Here is a 17379-nt window from a genome sequence, read left to right as displayed (position 1 = left end):
GCCGATCGACGCGGCCGCGAGGGGCATGACACGCCGAGGAGGGCGGTTTGCACCCCACATTCGACCACATGATCCGGAAACCCGCCTCCGGAGCCGCGCGATCTGGCATAGTGATCGCAAGCCGTGCGTGCAGGGCGCGGCGCCGACGACGAGACGGGGCGTCCGCCCGCGGGCGGACGGACGATGGGGGAGGAACTGGACGAATGCCATGCTGGACGAAGTCAGGAACGACCGCCGCGACGACGAGACGGACGCGGGGCTGCTGAGCGCGCGACGCGGATGGAGGGTCGTGTGCGTGGACCCGGACGACGACGGGGACCATACGGGGGAGCGGATCTCCGCGTGCGGTCCGGAAGGGGACGAATTCGGCGACGCGACGCGGCTGCTGCGCGAACGACGCCGGGCCATGGGTGCGCACCGGGCCGACGCGCTGTGGTTCGGCGATCCGCTGCACGCCTGGCTCGCGTGTCTGGAGGGCCGCTCGGACGGGCTCGACCACAGCCGGCTCGTGGCGCTGTCCGCGGGCATGCGCGAGGTCCTGGCGATGCGCGACGCGCTGATCGCCTCGCTGCTCGCCCCGGAGCTGGACGAGGACGCCCTGACGTCCATGGCGTCCAGCCCGCACAGCCCGCCCAACGTGCGGCGGCTGACGCGCATGATCGAGGGCACGTTCGGCGACGCCTCGCGCCGTCCCGACCCTTCGCGCTGCGCCCGGGGCATCGGGGAGCTGGAGCGGATCGTCCGGGACTCCCCGGAAAGCTACCGCGTCCAGCCGCTGGCCGCGGCGGCCTATCTGCGGTGGTGGGCGCGCCGCGGCGGGGCCGTGGAATGCGCGCTGCGGGCGCTGACGCTGGACGGCCGGTGCACGCTGGCGGCCATCGTGCTGGCCGCCGAGGAGCACGGCATCGTCCCGGCATGGGCTGGATGCGCCGATCGGCGCGACCCGTAGCGGCGCCTTGCGGCGCGCGTCGGACCGGCGCACGGAGCGGCCTCGGCCTCGGCCTCGGAGGGAGCGCGGGAATAATCGTCCTTGGAACGTGGTTGACTCTATGAGTTGACGATTTGCCCTTGCCAGAAGTGCGCCCATATGCTATGGAGGGCGCGGGCGGGAAGAGCCAGGAGGATAGATTGGCCACACAGAGCGCTGCCCAGCACGGTACCACTGCCAGGACCACGCGTACGTCGGGCAGGAAGACCACGGCCAAGGCCGTTGCCGACGAGACCGAAGCCACGCTGGCCGCCGGCGAAGGCGAACAGGAGAAGAAGCCCGCTCGCAAGCGCGCCGCCAGGAAGACGACCGCATCCAGGACCAGGACCGCGAAGTCCGCCGCATCCAAGACCGCGAAGACGTCCACGAGGAAGTCCAGGACCAAGGCCGTCGCCGACGAGGACGTGAATCCCGCCGCCGAGGACGAGGTCGCCGATCTCGACGACGTGGACGCCGACGACCAGCTGGAGGACGACGCGGACGAGGAGCTCGACGAGGACCTCGACGACGTGGACGGCATCGACGGCGACGAGGACGAGTCCGATGACGCCGAGGACGTCGACGAGGACGAGGACGACGAGGAATCCAAGCCCAAGGAGGAGGTCGTCGTCCCCAAGGCCAAGGGTGCGTTCGTGGTGCGTGACGACGATGACGACGACAACCTCACGCCATCGGGCAACCCCAAGCGCCGCGTGATCGCCGCCGGCGCCACCGCCGACCCGGTCAAGGACTACCTCAAGCAGATCGGCCGCGTGAGCCTGCTGAACGCCGAGCAGGAGGTGGACCTGTCCGAGCGCATCGAGGCGGGCCTGTACGCGCAGCACCTGCTCGACACCGAATCCGACAAGATGGACTTCAAGCGCCGCCGCGAGCTCAAGTGGGCCGCCGCCGACGGCAAGAAGGCCAAGGACCATCTGCTGGAGGCCAACCTGCGACTCGTCGTGTCGCTGGCCAAGCGCTACACCGGCCGCGGCATGCTGTTCCTCGACCTCATCCAGGAGGGCAACCTCGGCCTGATCCGTGCGGTCGAGAAGTTCGACTGGAAGAAGGGCTTCAAGTTCTCCACGTACGCCACGTGGTGGATCCGTCAGGCCATCACCCGCGCCATGGCCGATCAGGCGCGCACCATCCGCGTGCCCGTGCACATGGTCGAGGTGATCAACAAGCTGAGCCGCGTGCAGCGCCAGATGCTGCAGGACCTCGGCCGCGAGCCCACGCCGGACGAGCTGGCGCGCGAGCTCGACATGCCGGTCGAGAAGGTGCAGGAAGTGCAGAAGTACGGCCGCGAGCCGATCTCGCTGCACACGCCGCTGGGCGAGGACGGTGATTCCGAGTTCGGCGACCTCATCGAGGACACCGACGCCATCGCCCCGTCCGACGCGGTCGCGTTCTCGCTGCTGCAGGAGCAGTTCCGTCAGGTGCTGGAGACGCTGTCGCCTCGCGAGGCGGGCGTCATCAAGATGCGCTACGGCCTTGAGGACGGCCAGCCCAAGACGCTCGACGACATCGGCCGCGTGTACGGCGTGACGCGTGAGCGCATTCGCCAGATCGAATCCAAGACCATGTCGAAGCTGCGTCACCCGTCCCGCTCGCAGACGCTGCGCGACTTCCTCGATCAGTGATCCGCCGACGCTAGGCTCCCTCGCAAGGGGAGCCTAGTTGTTTGTCGTTTGCCCGATTCTTTCGCGAAGGAGAACCATGCCCGAATCCTACGGCGCCGACAGTCTGACCGTGCTCGAAGGCCTTGACGCGGTGCGCAAGCGCCCCGGCATGTACATCGGCACCACCGACAGCCAGGGCCTCATGCACTGCCTGTGGGAGATCATCGACAACTCCGTCGACGAGGCGCTGGCGGGGGCCTGCACCCACATCACGGTCACGCTGCACACGGACGGCTCCATCGAGGTGGCGGACAACGGTCGAGGCATCCCCGTGGACGTGGAACCCAAGACCAAGCTCACCGGCGTGGAGGTGGTGCTCACCAAGCTGCACGCCGGCGCGAAGTTCGGCAACGCCTCCTACAACGCGGCGGGCGGTCTGCATGGCGTGGGCTCCTCCGTGGTCAACGCGCTGAGCTCCAGACTCGACGTGGAGGTGGACCGCGACGGCAAGACGCATCACATGGCGTTCCATCAGGGGCATCCGGGCGTCTACACGGACGCGGACCCGGCGCATCCTTCGCCCGATTCGCCGTTCAAGCGCACGCGCAGGAACCGTCCCACCGAGCTGGAGATCATCGGCAAGGTGAGCCCCAGGACTACCGGCACGCGCATCCGCTACTGGGCCGATCCGGAGATCTTCAACGACACCGCGCACTTCAGCTACCAGGAGCTCGTGGACCGCGTGCGCCAGACCAGCTTCCTCGTGCCGGGCCTCAGGATCACCGTGGTGGACGAGAACATCCCCGAGACCGGGGACGAGGCGATCGACGACCTGCGCGAGGTGGACGCGACCGCGCCGGCCGAGACGCCCGCCGAGGCGTTGGCGGATGCCGCCGACGCCGCCGAGCCCGTCGAATCCGCCGGGTTCGTGCCCGCCGCCGATGCCGCGTCCTCGCCCGCGTCCGAGACCGTCGGAACGATCCCCGCGCAGGACGGCACCGTCGACTCCGGTCCATTCGGCACGCAGCCCGCGCACGCCCGCGTGGAGGAGTTCCTGCACACCGGCGGCGTCAGGGACTTCGTCGACTACCTGTCCAAGGGCGAGCCGGTCTCCGACATCTGGCGCATCCAGGGCGAGGGCGCCTACAAGGAGGAGACGCAGGCCGTGGGCGCCGGCGGCGAGCTGCACGCCGAACAGATCGAACGCACCTGCTCGGTGGACATCGCCCTGCGCTGGACCAACGGCTACGACACCACGATGGCGAGCTTCGTCAACGTGGTGGAGACGCCCGGCGGCGGCATGCACGTCGACGGCTTCCTCAACGGCATCACCAGGCAGATCCGCAAGGCCGTGGAGGACAATGCGCGCAAGCTCAAGGTGAACCTCAAGGACGGCGCGATGAAGGTGGAGCGCGACGACATCCTCGCCGGCCTCGTCGCCGTGGTCACCGTGCGCATCGCCGAACCGCAGTTCCAGGGCCAGACCAAGGACGTGCTCGGCACCGCGCAGGTCAAGCCGATCGTCACCAGGCTCACCGACCGCCAGTTCGGCGAGATGATCTCCGGCTCGAAGCGCGGCTACAAGGAGCAGTCCGGCCGCGTGCTCGAGAAGATCGTCGGCGAGATGCACGCCCGCATCCAGGCGCGCAAGACCAAGGAGGTCACGCGCCGCAAGAACGCGCTCGAATCGGCGTCCATGCCGTCGAAGCTGTCGGACTGCCAGCCGGGCAACGACGACATCGCCGAGCTGTTCATCGTGGAGGGCGACTCCGCGCTCGGCACCGCCAAGGCCGCGCGCAACGCCGGCTTCCAGGCGCTGCTGCCCATCCGCGGCAAGATCCTCAACGTGCAGAAGGCGTCGCTGAGCCAGATGCTCAACAACAAGGAGTGCGCGGCCATCATCCAGGTGGTGGGCGCCGGCTCCGGCGCGAGCTTCGACATCGAGCAGTCCCGCTACCACAAGATCATCATGATGACCGATGCCGACGTGGACGGCGCGCACATCCGCATCCTGCTGCTCACCCTGTTCTACCGCTACATGCGTCCGCTCATCGAGCACGGCTACGTGTACGCGGCCGTGCCGCCGCTGCACCGCATCGCGCTGACGGGATCGCGCAAGGGCGAATACATCTACACGTATTCCGACGACGAGCTGGCCGGCAAGCTCGCCGAGCTGGACAGGAAGCACATCGGCTACGCCGACGACATCCAGCGCTACAAGGGTCTGGGCGAGATGGACGCCGACCAGCTGGCCGACACCACCATGGATCCGCGCACGCGCATGCTGCGCCGCATCCGCATGGAGGACGCGGCCGAGGCGGCCGGCATCTTCAGCCTGCTCATGGGCGACGACGTGCCGCCGCGCAAGGCGTTCATCGTCGACAACGCCGACGACTTCGACCGCTCCAAGATCGACACCTGATCGGAAGGACACGGTTCCGCGATCGAATCGTGCGAACATCCCGAATGATATCGAAAAACGATATGAACATATCGTGAAGCAATGCCTTGCGGCATGATCATATCGTTTTTCGATAGGCTATCGTCGGTGTCAACGGCCGCGCCGACCGATGCCGCGCCGTTCGGAAAGGAACCGTCATGAACGCGAAGTCCATACCCGATGCCGCCGATCCCGAGCCTGCGCCGGAATACCATCCGCACGTCGTCACGGCGCTCAAGGCGATGATCGTGCTGTTCGAAGCGATCTGCGCGGTCGGCCAGTATCTCGTCATCGACATCTCCGGGCAGATCGTCGAACTCATCCCCGAAACCACGCCTGCCCTGTGGCCGTACCGCATCGCCGGCGTGCTCGGCATCGCCTGCTTCGAGGTCGCGCTCGCCGCCGTCTGGCCGCTGCTGACGCTCGTGCGCGAACGCGACATCTTCTCCGGGCGCGCGATCCGCTGGACGGATCTCATCGTCGCCTGCGCCTGCGCGGAAGGCGCGCTGGTGCTGTTCGTGCTCGTCTTCTCCGGGCTCGACCTGCACTACGTCGATGCATCCGGCAGGTCGATCGCCGCCACGACCAGCGCGCCCCTGTTCGCCGTGACGCTCATCGTGGCGCTGCTGCTCATCGCCGCGTTCGTGATGCTCATGCTCGTGATGCGCTCGCTGCTCACGCAGGCGATCGCACAGCGTCGCGAGCTCGAGGCGGTGATCTGAATGACCATCCGCGTCAATCTCGACGTCATGATGGCCCGCCGCCGCATGGGCGTCAACGATCTGGCCGAGGCCATCGGCATCACGCCGGCCAACGTCTCGATCCTCAAGAACGGGCGCGCCAAGGCCGTCCGGTTCACCACGCTCGACGAGATCTGCCGCGTGCTCGACTGCCAGCCCGGCGACATCCTCGAATGGGAACAGGACTGACCGCAGCGACGCCTATTCGCGCTCGCGGCACGTCTGGCCGAGCGTGCGCGCCAGTGCCGTCGTGTTCAGCAGCCGGTCCAGTTCCTCGGCCGGCAGGTCGGTGCGCTCGGCGGCCACTTCGCGTACGGTGCGCCCGGAGACGGACGCCTCCTTGGCGATGTCCGCCGCGCGTTCGTAGCCGATCGACGCGTTGAGCGCCGCCGCGATGGACGGCGACGACTCCGCATAGCGCCGGCCGAGGGCCGCGTTGATCGTGATGCCCTCCACGCAGCGCTCACGGAACATGCGCATCGCGTTGGTCAGCAGCTCGATGCCCTTGAGCAGCTCGTGGCTGATCACCGGATCGAACGCGTTGAGCTGCAGCTGGCCTTCGGACGCGGCCCACGTGACCGTGGTGTCCATGCCGAACACGCGGAAGCACACCTGGTTGACGCTTTCGGGAATCACCGGGTTCACCTTGCCGGGCATGATGCTGCTGCCCGCCTGGCGTGCCGGCACGTTGAGGTCGTTGAAGCCGTCGTGCGGGCCGGAGTTGAGCAGACGCAGGTCGTCCGCCGCCTTCTTGAGGTGGATGGCGAGGTTCTTGACGGTCTGGGACACGGCGATGTAGGCGCTCATGTCGGTCATGGCCGCGATCGGGTCGGGCGCGGCGGTGATGGGCAGACCGGTGATGCGCGCCAGATGCTCGGTGGCGGCCGCGCGGAAGCGCGTGTCCGCGCAGATGCCGGTGCCGATGGCCGTGGCGCCGAGGTTCAGCGTGGTCAGCTGCGGCACCAGACGCTCCAGCGCCGCAGTGTCCGCCTTGAGGAAGCTGGCGAACGCGTGGAACTCCTGCCCGTACGTCATCGGCACCGCGTCCTGCAGCTGCGTGCGGCCGATGGTCACGTCGTCGGCGTGGCGGTCCGCCAGATCGTGGAACGCGCGGGCGAGCTTCTTCGTCTCCTGCGCGAGCGGGCCGAGCGCGTCGATGATCGCGAGCTTGCAGGCGGCCGGATACGTGTCGTTGGTGGACTGCGACCGGTTCACGTCGTCGTTGGGATGGATGTGGCGGTAATCGCCGCGCTGGTGTCCGGCGATCTCCAGCGCGCGGTTGGCGATCACCTCGTTGGCGTTCATGTTCGTCGACGTGCCCGCGCCGCCCTGCAGCACGTCCACGGGGAACTGGTCGAGCAGCCTGCCGCCTTCGATCTCCTGGCAGGCGGCGATGATCGCGCGCGCCTTGTCGTGGTCGAGCAGGCCCAGCTCCTCGTTCGCCTCGGCGCAGGCGCGCTTGACGGTCGCGTAGGCGCGCACCATCTGCGGATGCGTCCAGTCTGCCAGGCCGGACACCGTGAAGTTGCCGATGGCGCGCTGCGTGTGGATGCCCCAGTACACGTCGGCGGGCACCTCCAGCTCGCCGATGCAGTCGTGTTCGAGGCGCGTGGCCTTGCCTGCCGTGTGCGCTGCGTTCATGTATGCCTCCCCGGTATGGTTGCGTGATGCACTCCATCATCGCGTGTTTTCGCGGGACGCGCCATCGTTGCGCCGATCGCGAAGCCCTGGCTTGTCGCCGAACGGGGCTAAGTTGAGGTCGCGCGCACGCCGGAGGCGCGCGGAACCGCGACGGGGCGAACCGCCGCGCCGAACGCCGGGAGTCCGGACCACATACCACAGTCTGCGAGGAGAGCCGTGGCCAATCTGCTGCTTGCCGTCATCTACGTGGCCTTCGTGAGCCTCGGCCTGCCCGACGCGCTGCTCGGCGCCGCATGGCCCACGATGAGCCGGGACCTGGGGGCGTCCGTCTCGTGGGCGGGCGGCATCTCGATGACGATCTCCGCCTGCACCATCGTCTCCGCGCTGCTGAGCGACCGCATGACGCTGCGCTTCGGCGCCGGGCGCGTGACCGCCGCGTCCGTGGCGCTGACGGCGGCGGCACTGTTCGGCTTCTCCGTCGCGCCGAACTACTGGACGCTGCTCGCGGTGGCGATCCCGTACGGACTCGGCGCCGGCGGCGTGGACGCGGCGCTCAACAACTACGTGGCCATCCACTACGAGAGCCGGCACATGAGCTGGCTGCACTGCATGTGGGGAATCGGCGCGTCGCTCGGACCGTACGTCATGGGGTTCACGCTCTCCGACGGACTCGGCTGGGCGTGGGGATACCGCATCATCGCCATCCTGCAGGTGGCGCTCACGGCGGTGCTCGTGCTGAGCCTGCCGCTGTGGAAGGCGCGAGGGGACGCGGCGCGCGGCGGAACGGCATCGGTGGCTGCACCGGACGATGCTTCGCGGAACGAGGCGACCGCCGGACGCAGGCCGCTCGGCGTGTCCGGCGTGCTGGCGATCCGCGGCGCGCGCGAGATCCTCGTCATGTTCTTCTGTTACTGCGCCATCGAGTCGACGGCGGGACTGTGGGCGTCCAGCTACATGGTGATCCACGGCGGGATGGACGCCACGTCCGCCGCGAGCCTGGCCAGCCTGTTCTACGTGGGCATCACGGCGGGGCGCGCGTTGAGCGGCTTCATGACCATGCGCTTCGACGATCCGACCATGATCCGCATCGGGCAGGCGGTGCTGGCGGTGGGCGTGGCGCTCGTCATCCTGCCGATCCCGGGCAACGCGGGCGCCGTCGCCGGACTCGTGGTCGCGGGGCTCGGCTGTGCGCCCATCTACCCGTGCGTCATCCACTCCACACCCGCCTACTTCGGCGCGGAGCGCTCGCAGGCCATCGTCGGCGTGCAGATGGCCAGCGCCTACGTCGGCTCCCTCGCGATGCCGCCGCTGTTCGGTCTGATCGCGCAGTACGTGTCCATCGCGCTGTACCCGTGGTATCTGCTGGCGCTGCTGGCGCTCATGACGGCGATGCATGAGCGTCTGCGGGCCCTGCGAGGATAGTCGGCATGAGCGAAACCGTGCTTGACCAATTGCAGTCGCTGTCCTCCGCGTCCGGGACGGTGGCGATCGTCGGATCGATGAACGCCGACTACACCGTGGTGACGGACCGTCTTCCCGCGCCGGGGGAGACCATCGAGGGCGGCCCGCTGCGGATCCTGCCCGGAGGCAAGTCCGCGAACCAGGCGTCGAGCGCGGCGCTGCTGGGCGCGAAGGTGCGCATGTTCGGCGCCGTCGGCTCCGACTCCAACGCCGACTTCCTGCTGGGGCACCTGAGCCGTGCCGGCGTGGACACCGGCGAGGTGCTGCGCGTGCCCGGCGCGAGCGGCACCACGGTCATCACCGTCGATGCGCACGGCGAGAACACGATCGTCTACTCGCCCGGGTCGAACGGGCTGGTGGACGCGGCGTACGTGGAGGGACACCGCCGCGCCATCGAGGAGGCCTCGGTGCTCGGCCTGTGTCTGGAGAGCCCGATGGACGCCGTGATCGCCGCCGCCCGCGCCGCGCACGGCGCCGGCGTGCCCGTGCTGCTCAACGATTCCCCGTTTGTGGCCGACCTTCCCGAGGAGCTCGTGGCGCTGGCGGACATCCTGCTGGTCAATGAGCATGAGGCCGCCGAGCTGCTGTCCGTCCCCTCGCTCGCCGGGTTCGCCGAGACCGGTCCCGACTGGGACGACGTGGCCGCGCGCATGGCGAGGCTCGGCTTCTCCCGCGCCGTGATCACGCTCGGTGGCGAGGGCTCCATGGTGCTCGACGGTGACGTGCGTCACCGCGTCGCCCCGGTGCGCGTCGACGCGAAGGACACCACTGGCTGCGGAGACGCGTTCATGGGCACGATCCTCGCCGGCCTCGCGGCGGGATTCACGCTGGCGCAGTCGGCGCGCATGGGATCGTACGTCTCCGCCTACGCCGCCACGGGATACGGCGCGCAGGCCTCCTACGGCACCGCGGCGCAGATCGCGGAGCGTTTCGCCGCGGACGACGGGACGACGTCCCCGACGCGCTGACGTCCGCCGACGGTCCCCGTCGCCCTCCTGCGACGCGGCGCAATGTCGGACGCCGCTGCCATACTCGAACATATGTACGATTGCTTGGACCTGTTCGCCGAACCCACCAGGACATGGTTCACGCATGCATTCGGCCGGCCTGCGGACGCGCAGCGCGGCGCATGGCCGGCCATCCGATCCGGGCGCAACGTGCTGGTCGTCGCGCCCACCGGCTCCGGCAAGACGCTCGCCGCGTTCCTGTCGGCCATCGACGCGCTCATGGCCTCGCGAGTCGCCACGCGCAGCGAGCCGCAGCCGTCGCAGTCGCCGAAGTCACAATCGCCGAAGTCGCAGTCGCGGCGCGGCAAGACGCATACGGGCGCGCGCGGCGTGAGCGTGCTGTACGTCTCGCCGCTCAAGGCGCTTGCCGTCGACGTGGCCAGGAACCTCGAGCGTCCGCTCTCCGGCATCGTCGCGGAATGCGAGCGGCAGGGCATCGCCGCGCCTCGCATCAGCGTCGCCACGCGCAGCGGCGACACCAGTCCCAAGGAGCGCCGGGCCATCGCCACGCATCCGCCCGACATCCTCGTCACCACACCCGAATCGCTGTACCTCATCCTCACCTCGAAGGCGAAGCGCATCCTTGAGACCGTGCGCACGGTGATCGTGGACGAAGTGCACGCGCTCGCCGGCACGAAGCGTGGCGCACATCTGGCGCTCAGCATGGAGCGGCTTGACACCATGCTCGCCAGGCCGGCCCAGCGCATCGGCCTGTCAGCCACCGTGAACCCGCCGAGCGAGGCGGCGCGATTCCTCGGCGGCGCGCAGCCGGTCGACATCGTCAATGCCGCGGCCAGTCCGGCCATGGACCTGCGCGTCGTCGAGCCGCTTGCCGACATGCACGATCTGAGCTCCGTGGATGCCGCGGCGCGCGCCGGAGGAGTGGAGCGGCTGCCGGCCGGGGCCACGCGCATCAGCGGCGTCACGCCAGCCATGCAGCGGCTCGCCGAGCGCAAGGGCCTCGCAGTGGGCGGCTCGGGCGCAGCGGGCGACGCTGCAGACAGTGCGGCGGGAGGCAGGGGCGCCGACGGGGGATCGGCGTCGGGCGGCACGGCAGGCGGCTCGATCTGGCCGGTCGTGGAGCGCAGCGTGCTGGACGCCGTGCTTGCGCACCGCACGGCGCTCGTGTTCGTCAACTCGCGCGGATTGGCCGAGAAGCTCACGGCGCGGCTCAACGATCTGGCGGCCGAATCGCGCGGCGAATCCGCGCCGCGCACGTCGCCGGAAGGCCGCGAAGGATTCGCCCGGCACTACGATGCGGTCGTCGGCTCCACCACCATGCTCGTCGGCTCGCACGATTCGGGCGAAGCGATCGCCATGGCGCACCACGGATCGGTGTCCAAGGACCGCCGCAAGCAGATCGAGGAGCGGCTCAAAAGCGGTCGCCTGCGCTGCGTCGTCGCGACCAGCAGCCTCGAGCTCGGCATCGACATGGGTTCGATCGATCTGGTTATCCAGATCGCGCCGCCGCTGTCCATCGCCTCGGGACTGCAGCGCGTGGGCCGCGCCGACCATCGCGTCGGCGGCGTCTCGCACGCCCTGTTCTACCCGCTGACGCGCGAACAGATCATCGGCACGGCCGCCGGCATCGAAAGCATGAAGGCCGGCGCCATCGAACCGCTCGCCATGCCGCGCAATCCGCTCGACATCCTCGCCCAGCAGACCGTCGCCGCCGCGTCCATGGGCGATCTCGCGCCGGACGACTGGTATGCGCTCGTGCGTCGCGCCGCGCCGTTCGCCGATCTGCCGCGCGAAACGTTCGACGCCGTGATGGGCATGCTGACCGGCGCCTACAGCAGCGAGGAGTTCTCCGCGTTCCGTCCGCCGCTCATGTGGAACCACGACGCGAACGCGATCGCCGCGCGGCCGGGCGCGCAGCGACTCGCCGTCACCAGCGGCGGCACCATCCCCGACCGCGGCCTGTACACGGTGGTGCTGCCCGAGGCCGACGCCGGCCAAGGGCCGCGGCGCGTGGGTGAGCTGGACGAGGAGATGGTGTACGAGTCGCGTGTCGGCGACGTCATCACGCTCGGCACGTCCACGTGGCAGATCCAGGAGATCACGCGCGACCGCGTCATCGTCACGCCGGCTTCGGGCCGCACCGCGCGACTGCCGTTCTGGCATGGCGAGGGCGCGGGCAGGGACGTCGGATTCGGCCGCGCGCAGGGACGCTTCACGCGCGAAACGGCCGCCGGGCTGGTCGATGCCGCGGCGGACGCGGCGCGGGGAAGCGCGGACGGTCCCCGGTTCGACGCGCGCATCGAACGGCGGCTGCGCGACGACGGACTGGACGACAACGCCATCGGCAACCTCGCACGCCTGCTCGCCGAGCAGCGCGCGGCCACCGGCATCGTGCCGTCCGATCGGACGATCGTCGTCGAACGATGCCCCGACGAGTCAGGGGACTGGCGCGTGATCATCCATTCGCCGCTGGGCCGGCGGGTCCACGAGCCGTGGGCGATGGCGATCACGAGCCGGCTGCGGCAGCGCTACGGGTTCGACGGGCAGATCTACGCCGCCGACGACGGCATCGTGCTGCGCCTGCCGGACGGCGACGGCGGCATTCCCATCGCCGATCTCATCCGATTCGATCCCGACGAACTGCAGCGCATCATCGAAACGCAGGTCGGGCAGAGCGTGCTGTTCGCCGCCCGGTTCCGCGAATGCGCCGCTCGATCGCTGTACCTGCCGCGCACCGAGCCGGGCAAGCGCGTGCCGCTGTGGCAGCAGCGACTGCGCGCCGCGCAGCTGCTCGAAGCGGCGCAGCGCCACCGGAACTTCCCGCTGCTGCTGGAAACCGCGCGCGAATGCCTGCAGGACGTGTACGATCTGCCGGCCCTGCGCGAGCTCATGGTCGCGTTGCACGCCGGCACGGTCACCGTCGCCGAAGCGACGACGTCCACGCCCTCGCCGTTCGCCGAGCATCTGCTGTTCGGATTCGTCGGATCGGTCATGTACCAGTACGACGTGCCGCAGGCCGAGCGCAGCGCCCAGCTGCTGTCGATCGACCCGGACGTGCTGGAACGGCTGCTCGGCAGCGCCGACATGGCCGCGCTGCTCGACCCTCAGGCCGTCGCCGAAGTCGAGGCGCAGCTGGCTTCGCGCACGTTCTGGAACGATCTCGATCCCGGCGACGTCATGGGCATTGCGGCGCGCTACGCCAAGACGCACGGGCCGTTCACCGCCGACCAGCTCATCGCCGACACCGGTCTGGCTGCCGACGACGCCGTGCATGCGCTGGACCGGATGGCCGCGGACGGCGAACTGCTGTCGGGGACGTTCGATGCCGCCCATCCGGACGAACGGCAATGGCTGCACCGCGAGGTGTTCCGGCGCATTCGTGCACGGTCGCTGGCCAAGGCGCGCGACGCCGTCAAGCCGGTGGATCAGGACGTCTATCAGGCGTTCCTGCTGAACCGTCAGGGAGCGGGGCCCGTGGGCGGCGAGCGGTTCCACGGGGCGGACGGGCTGCTGCGCGTCATCGAGCAGCTCGAAGGCGTCGCCCTGCCCGCGCAGACATGGGAGCGCGCGGTCTTTCCGGCGCGTGTGGCCGACTACGCGCCTGCCATGCTCGACGAGCTGCTGACCGACGGCAGCGTGGTCTGGACGGGCGGCAGCCCTGGCGACAGCGGCGCCAAGGCCAGCGAATCCGGCCGCATCGTCTTCCATCCGGCGGATTCCCCGCTGTTCGACGCCGATGAGGGGAACGCGGACGCCGGAAACGCAGCCGATGGCGAATTCGGCCGCACCCTGCCCGAGGCGATCCTCGCCGTGCTCGCATCAGGCGGCGCCTACCATGCCTCGCAGCTGGAGGCGATGACGCGTTCGCACTGGCAGTGCGACGCGGACGACGAGCTCATCGACCCCGCCACCGGCGAGATCATGCCGCGGGTCTGGAGCCGGCAGCAGTTCGAGGACGCGCTGTGGTCTCTGGTATGGCAGGGCAAGGTCACCAACAGTTCGCTGGCGCCCGTGCGCGCGCTCGAAGCGGGCCGACGCACCGTGCACGCGCCCGTCCGCGCGTCGCGTCGGCGCGTGCGCGTCGCCATGCGTCTGCCCGCCACGCTCGGCGGCCTGTGGTCGAGCGTGGCAGGCATCGTGGCGGGCGCCGCCGAGACTGCCGACGGCGATGCGATGGCCGCGGCGTCGACGCCGGAACGCCTGCTGCTCGATCGCGTGGACCTGCTGCTCGACCGGTACGGCATCATCGCCGCGCCGCTGATCGGCAAGGACGATGTTCCCGGAGGCTTCTCGGCGCTGTATCCGGTGCTCAGGCGCATGGAGGAGCACGGCACGCTGGTGCGCGGCATGTTCGTGCGCGGCTTCGGCGCCGCGCAGTTCGCGCAGCCCGCCACGGTGGACGCCCTGCGCGATGCGGCATCCGATCGCGGCGCCTCCGCCGTGGCGCTCGACGCCGACGATCCGGCGCAGCTGACCGGAGCGGCCATCGCATGGCCTGCGCCGCGGATGGCCGCAGCCGGTGCGAGCGCCAAGCCGATGAAGCCGACGCGGCGTGCGGGCACGATCATCGTGCTCGTGCACGGCCGACCGGCGTTGCTGGCGGCGCCGTCAAGCCGCCGTCTGCTCGCCTTCGGCGACGATGACGACATACTGCAGCAGGCGGCCACCGAACTCGCCTACGCGCTTGGCCGCCGCGCCGCGCTCGGTGCTTCGGGCAGCGTGACCTTCAGCGAGCTCAACGGCGAATCGCTAGCCGCGCGGACGCCGATCACGGGCATCCTGCACGCGGCCGGCTTCACCCCATGCCCGCAGGGCATGAAGCTCTACCGCTGACCGACCGCGGAGCCGTCCGCGGTCGGTCAGCGGCGTCGGTCAGGCGACGAACGCGATCGGCGCGGCGAGATCCACGCCCGAGCTGTCGCGGCGCAGATCGGGCTTCGGCAGCTCGACGGGCGCGCCGCTCGCCGTGGACGCGTGCAGCGGGTAGACGCCCACCTGCGCCGCGATGAGCACGTTCTGCCCCTTGAGGAACCGCTGCGAACGCACGCCGCCCGTCGCACGGCCCTTGGTGGGGTACATCTCCAGCGGCGTCACCTTGGCCGCGCCGTTCTCCGTGCCGGGCAGCGCGTCGGCGTCGCCGGCCACGGTGAGCACCACCGCGCCGGACGCGGCGCTCATGCCGTTGTCGCCCTCCTCGTACGTCCACGCGATCCTGCCGGCGGGCACCACGCCGAAGCACACCACGTGCGCCCCCTCGGCGAGGCGGATGCCGGCCATGCCGCCCGCGGTGCGTCCCTGCGGGCGCACGTTGCCGGCGTCGAAGGTCAGCAGCGACGCATCGGACGAGACGAACACCAGACGGTCGTCGTCGTCGGCGGGAGCCGCGGACAGCACCTCGTCGCCGTCCCTGAGGTCGATGACCGACCACGAGTCCATCGTCGTGGGCGCCTCGCGGTTCCAGCGCTTCACCACGCCGGCGCGCGTGCCGATCGCCAACGGCGCGGCGTCGTCGGTCATCGCCACGGCGGCCACCACGTGCTCGCCGCGCACCGGGTCCGTGCTCTCGGTCGATCCGATCAGTTCGTCGGCCCTCACGCCGCCCTGCGCCGAGAGCGTCTCGGACGCGGGCAGCGCGGGCAGGTCCGCCACGTGCGCGAGGACGAGCCGTCCCGCCGACGTGATCAGCGCGTACGTGGAGCGCGTCGTGGTGGGGAAGATCGACGTGATCACGTCCTCGGCGGCGCGCGGCTCCGCGCCGGTGCGCGCCCGCCACGCGTCGAACGCGCCCGCCCCCGTGCGCGCGATCAGGCCCGTGGCCGTGAGCATCAGCGTGCACGGCTCGTCGGCCACCTGCAGCAGGGCGGACGCAGCCTCCTCCTCGCCGGCCTTCTTGGCGGCCGCGGCCGCGGCCGCGGCATCGGCCGCGTCGGACACGGACGAGACCGTGCGGGCGGCCTCCAGCGCGGACGCGGACACCGTCCGTTCGCCGTGCGCCCGCACCGGGCTCAGCGAACCGTCCTCGGCGGCGTCGAGGATCACCGTGCGGCGTGGCGTGCCCCACCGTTCCACCGCCTCGTCCATCTCGCGCACCACCACGCGGTCCAGCTCCTCGCCGGACGCCAGGATGCGGTCCAGCTCCTCGATCCGTCGCTTCAGGTCGTCGCGCTCCGCCTCGAGCTCGATGCGGCTCATGCGCGTCAGCCTGCGCAGCCTGAGGTCGAGGATGTACTGCGCCTGGATGTCGTCGAGATCGAACACCGCCATGAGCCGGGTCTTCGCCTTGTCGGCGTCGTCGGACGTGCGGATGACCTGGATGACCTCGTCGATGTCGATCATCGCGAGCAGCAGGCCCTCCACCAGGTGCAGGCGCTCCAGCGCCTTGCGGCGGCGGAACTCGCTGCGGCGGCGCACCACCGCGCGGCGGTGGCCGATCCACACGTCGAGCAGCTCCCTGAGTCCCATCGTACGCGGACGGCCGTCGACCAGCGCCACGTTGTTGATCGCGAAGTTGTCCTGCAGCGGCGTGTGGCGGAACAGCTGCGCCAGCACGGCGTTCGGATCGAACCCGGTCTTGATCTCGATGACCAGGCGCGTGCCGTTGTGGCGGTCCGTCAGGTCGATCGCGCCGGAGATGCCCTCCAGCTTGCGGTTCTTCACGCCGTCCGAGATGCGTTCGAGCACGCGCTCGGGGCCCACCATGAACGGCAGCTCGGTGACGACGATCGCCTTCCTGCGCGCGGTGACGTTTTCGATGTGCGTGACGGCCCGCGTGGTGAACATGCCGCGGCCGGAGCCGTACGCGTCGCGGATGCCGTCGCGGCCCACGATGATGCCGCCCGTGGGCAGGTCCGGGCCGGGCACGAAGCGCATGAGCTCCTCCAGCGTGGCGTCCGGATGCGCCATGAGGTGCTTGGCCGCGGCCACTACCTCGCCGAGGTTGTGCGTCGGCATGTTCGTGGCCATGCCCACGGCGATGCCCGACCCGCCGTTGACCAGCAGGTTCGGGATCGCGCTGGGCAGTACGGTCGGCTCCCTGAGCTTGTTGTCGTAGTTCGGCACGAAGTCCACGGTGTCCTGCTCGATGTCCGCGTTCATGCCCAGCGCGGCGGGAGCCAGACGCGCCTCCGTGTATCGCGAGGCGGCCGGACCGTCGTCGAGCGAGCCGAAGTTGCCGTGGCCGTCCACCAGCGGCAGACGCATGGCGAACGGCTGGGCGAGGCGCACCATCGCCTCGTAGATCGCCGAATCGCCGTGCGGGTGCAGCTTGCCCATCACCTCGCCCACCACGCGCGCCGACTTCATGTACGGACGGTCCGGCATGAGGTTCATCTGGCCCATCTGGTAGACGATGCGCCGCTGCACCGGCTTGAGGCCGTCGCGGGCGTCGGGCAGGGCTCGCGCGTAGATCACCGAATACGCGTATTCGAGGAACGACTTGCTCATCTCCTCGTTCAGCGGCGTCTCGACGATGTGCTCCCTGACCGTGCGCGGATCATAGCCCGCGGAGGCCGGCTTGCGGTGTGCTGCCATGCGTACGACT

The 17379-nt window shown here is 69.9% G+C and carries 10 protein-coding genes; 8 read left to right on the top strand and 2 right to left on the bottom strand.

The genetic code is table 11. The features are described 5' to 3' along the window. The first annotated feature begins 208 nt into the window (after positions 1 to 208). The 5 genes from G1C96_RS04840 (at position 209) to G1C96_RS04820 (ending at position 5958) form a co-directional block, all read left to right on the top strand. The gene (locus tag G1C96_RS04840; protein WP_169275527.1) at positions 209 to 949 is read left to right on the top strand and encodes a hypothetical protein; all 741 of its coding nucleotides are present in this window, start codon (positions 209 to 211) and stop codon (positions 947 to 949) included. A 143-nt stretch (positions 950 to 1092) separates the two neighbouring features. Then, positions 1093 to 2610 carry an RNA polymerase sigma factor gene (locus G1C96_RS04835; protein WP_169275526.1) on the top strand — a complete coding sequence of 506 codons (1518 nt, stop codon included), beginning with the start codon at positions 1093 to 1095 and terminating at the stop codon, positions 2608 to 2610. A gap of 76 nt (positions 2611 to 2686) precedes the next feature. Further along, complete coding sequence (locus G1C96_RS04830; protein ID WP_169275525.1) at positions 2687 to 5011, top strand: DNA gyrase/topoisomerase IV subunit B; 2325 nt, start codon at positions 2687 to 2689, stop codon at positions 5009 to 5011. Between the two features lie 176 nt (positions 5012 to 5187). Beyond that, complete coding sequence (locus G1C96_RS04825; RefSeq protein ID WP_169275524.1) at positions 5188 to 5751, top strand: DUF2975 domain-containing protein; 564 nt, start codon at positions 5188 to 5190, stop codon at positions 5749 to 5751. Beyond that, complete coding sequence (locus G1C96_RS04820; RefSeq protein ID WP_169275523.1) at positions 5752 to 5958, top strand: helix-turn-helix domain-containing protein; 207 nt, start codon at positions 5752 to 5754, stop codon at positions 5956 to 5958. It begins immediately after the preceding gene. A 12-nt stretch (positions 5959 to 5970) separates the two neighbouring features. Here G1C96_RS04820 and G1C96_RS04815 read toward each other — a convergent pair whose 3' ends face one another. Further along, positions 5971 to 7410: an aspartate ammonia-lyase gene (locus tag G1C96_RS04815; RefSeq protein WP_169275522.1), complete on the bottom strand. Its 1440-nt coding sequence runs from the start codon at positions 7408 to 7410 to the stop codon at positions 5971 to 5973. Positions 7411 to 7626: 216 nt separating this feature from the next. On the opposite strand from G1C96_RS04815, the gene G1C96_RS04810 reads away from it, so the two are divergent. The 3 genes from G1C96_RS04810 (at position 7627) to G1C96_RS04800 (ending at position 14672) form a co-directional block, all read left to right on the top strand. Further along, positions 7627 to 8832, top strand: a complete 1206-nt coding sequence (locus tag G1C96_RS04810; protein ID WP_169275521.1) for an MFS transporter — start codon at positions 7627 to 7629, stop codon at positions 8830 to 8832. Positions 8833 to 8837: 5 nt separating this feature from the next. Further along, complete coding sequence (locus G1C96_RS04805; protein WP_169275520.1) at positions 8838 to 9839, top strand: ribokinase; 1002 nt, start codon at positions 8838 to 8840, stop codon at positions 9837 to 9839. Between the two features lie 72 nt (positions 9840 to 9911). Further along, entirely contained in the window at positions 9912 to 14672 is a 4761-nt protein-coding gene (locus G1C96_RS04800) for a DEAD/DEAH box helicase (RefSeq protein WP_169275519.1), read from the top strand. Between the two features lie 39 nt (positions 14673 to 14711). On the opposite strand, the gene G1C96_RS04795 is transcribed toward G1C96_RS04800, so the two are convergent. Beyond that, entirely contained in the window at positions 14712 to 17369 is a 2658-nt protein-coding gene (locus tag G1C96_RS04795) for a DNA gyrase/topoisomerase IV subunit A (protein WP_169275518.1), read from the bottom strand. Positions 17370 to 17379 lie beyond the last annotated feature (10 nt).

The sequence above is a fragment of the Bifidobacterium moraviense genome (genome assembly GCF_012932365.1).
Taxonomy (GTDB): domain Bacteria; phylum Actinomycetota; class Actinomycetes; order Actinomycetales; family Bifidobacteriaceae; genus Bifidobacterium; species Bifidobacterium moraviense.
This window is presented reverse-complemented; position numbering and strand designations above follow the sequence as displayed.

Bases quoted from the DNA above. Each gene is read 5' to 3' on its own strand.
- G1C96_RS04840 (WP_169275527.1), top strand. From the start codon at position 209: ATGCTGGACGAAGTCAGGAACGACCGCCGCGACGACGAGACGGACGCG.
- G1C96_RS04835 (WP_169275526.1), top strand. From the start codon at position 1,093: ATGGAGGGCGCGGGCGGGAAGAGCCAGGAGGATAGATTGGCCACACAG.
- G1C96_RS04830 (WP_169275525.1), top strand. From the start codon at position 2,687: ATGCCCGAATCCTACGGCGCCGACAGTCTGACCGTGCTCGAAGGCCTT.
- G1C96_RS04825 (WP_169275524.1), top strand. From the start codon at position 5,188: ATGAACGCGAAGTCCATACCCGATGCCGCCGATCCCGAGCCTGCGCCG.
- G1C96_RS04820 (WP_169275523.1), top strand. From the start codon at position 5,752: ATGACCATCCGCGTCAATCTCGACGTCATGATGGCCCGCCGCCGCATG.
- G1C96_RS04815 (WP_169275522.1), bottom strand. From the start codon at position 7,410: ATGAACGCAGCGCACACGGCAGGCAAGGCCACGCGCCTCGAACACGAC.
- G1C96_RS04805 (WP_169275520.1), top strand. From the start codon at position 8,838: ATGAGCGAAACCGTGCTTGACCAATTGCAGTCGCTGTCCTCCGCGTCC.
- G1C96_RS04800 (WP_169275519.1), top strand. From the start codon at position 9,912: ATGTACGATTGCTTGGACCTGTTCGCCGAACCCACCAGGACATGGTTC.
- G1C96_RS04795 (WP_169275518.1), bottom strand. From the start codon at position 17,369: ATGGCAGCACACCGCAAGCCGGCCTCCGCGGGCTATGATCCGCGCACG.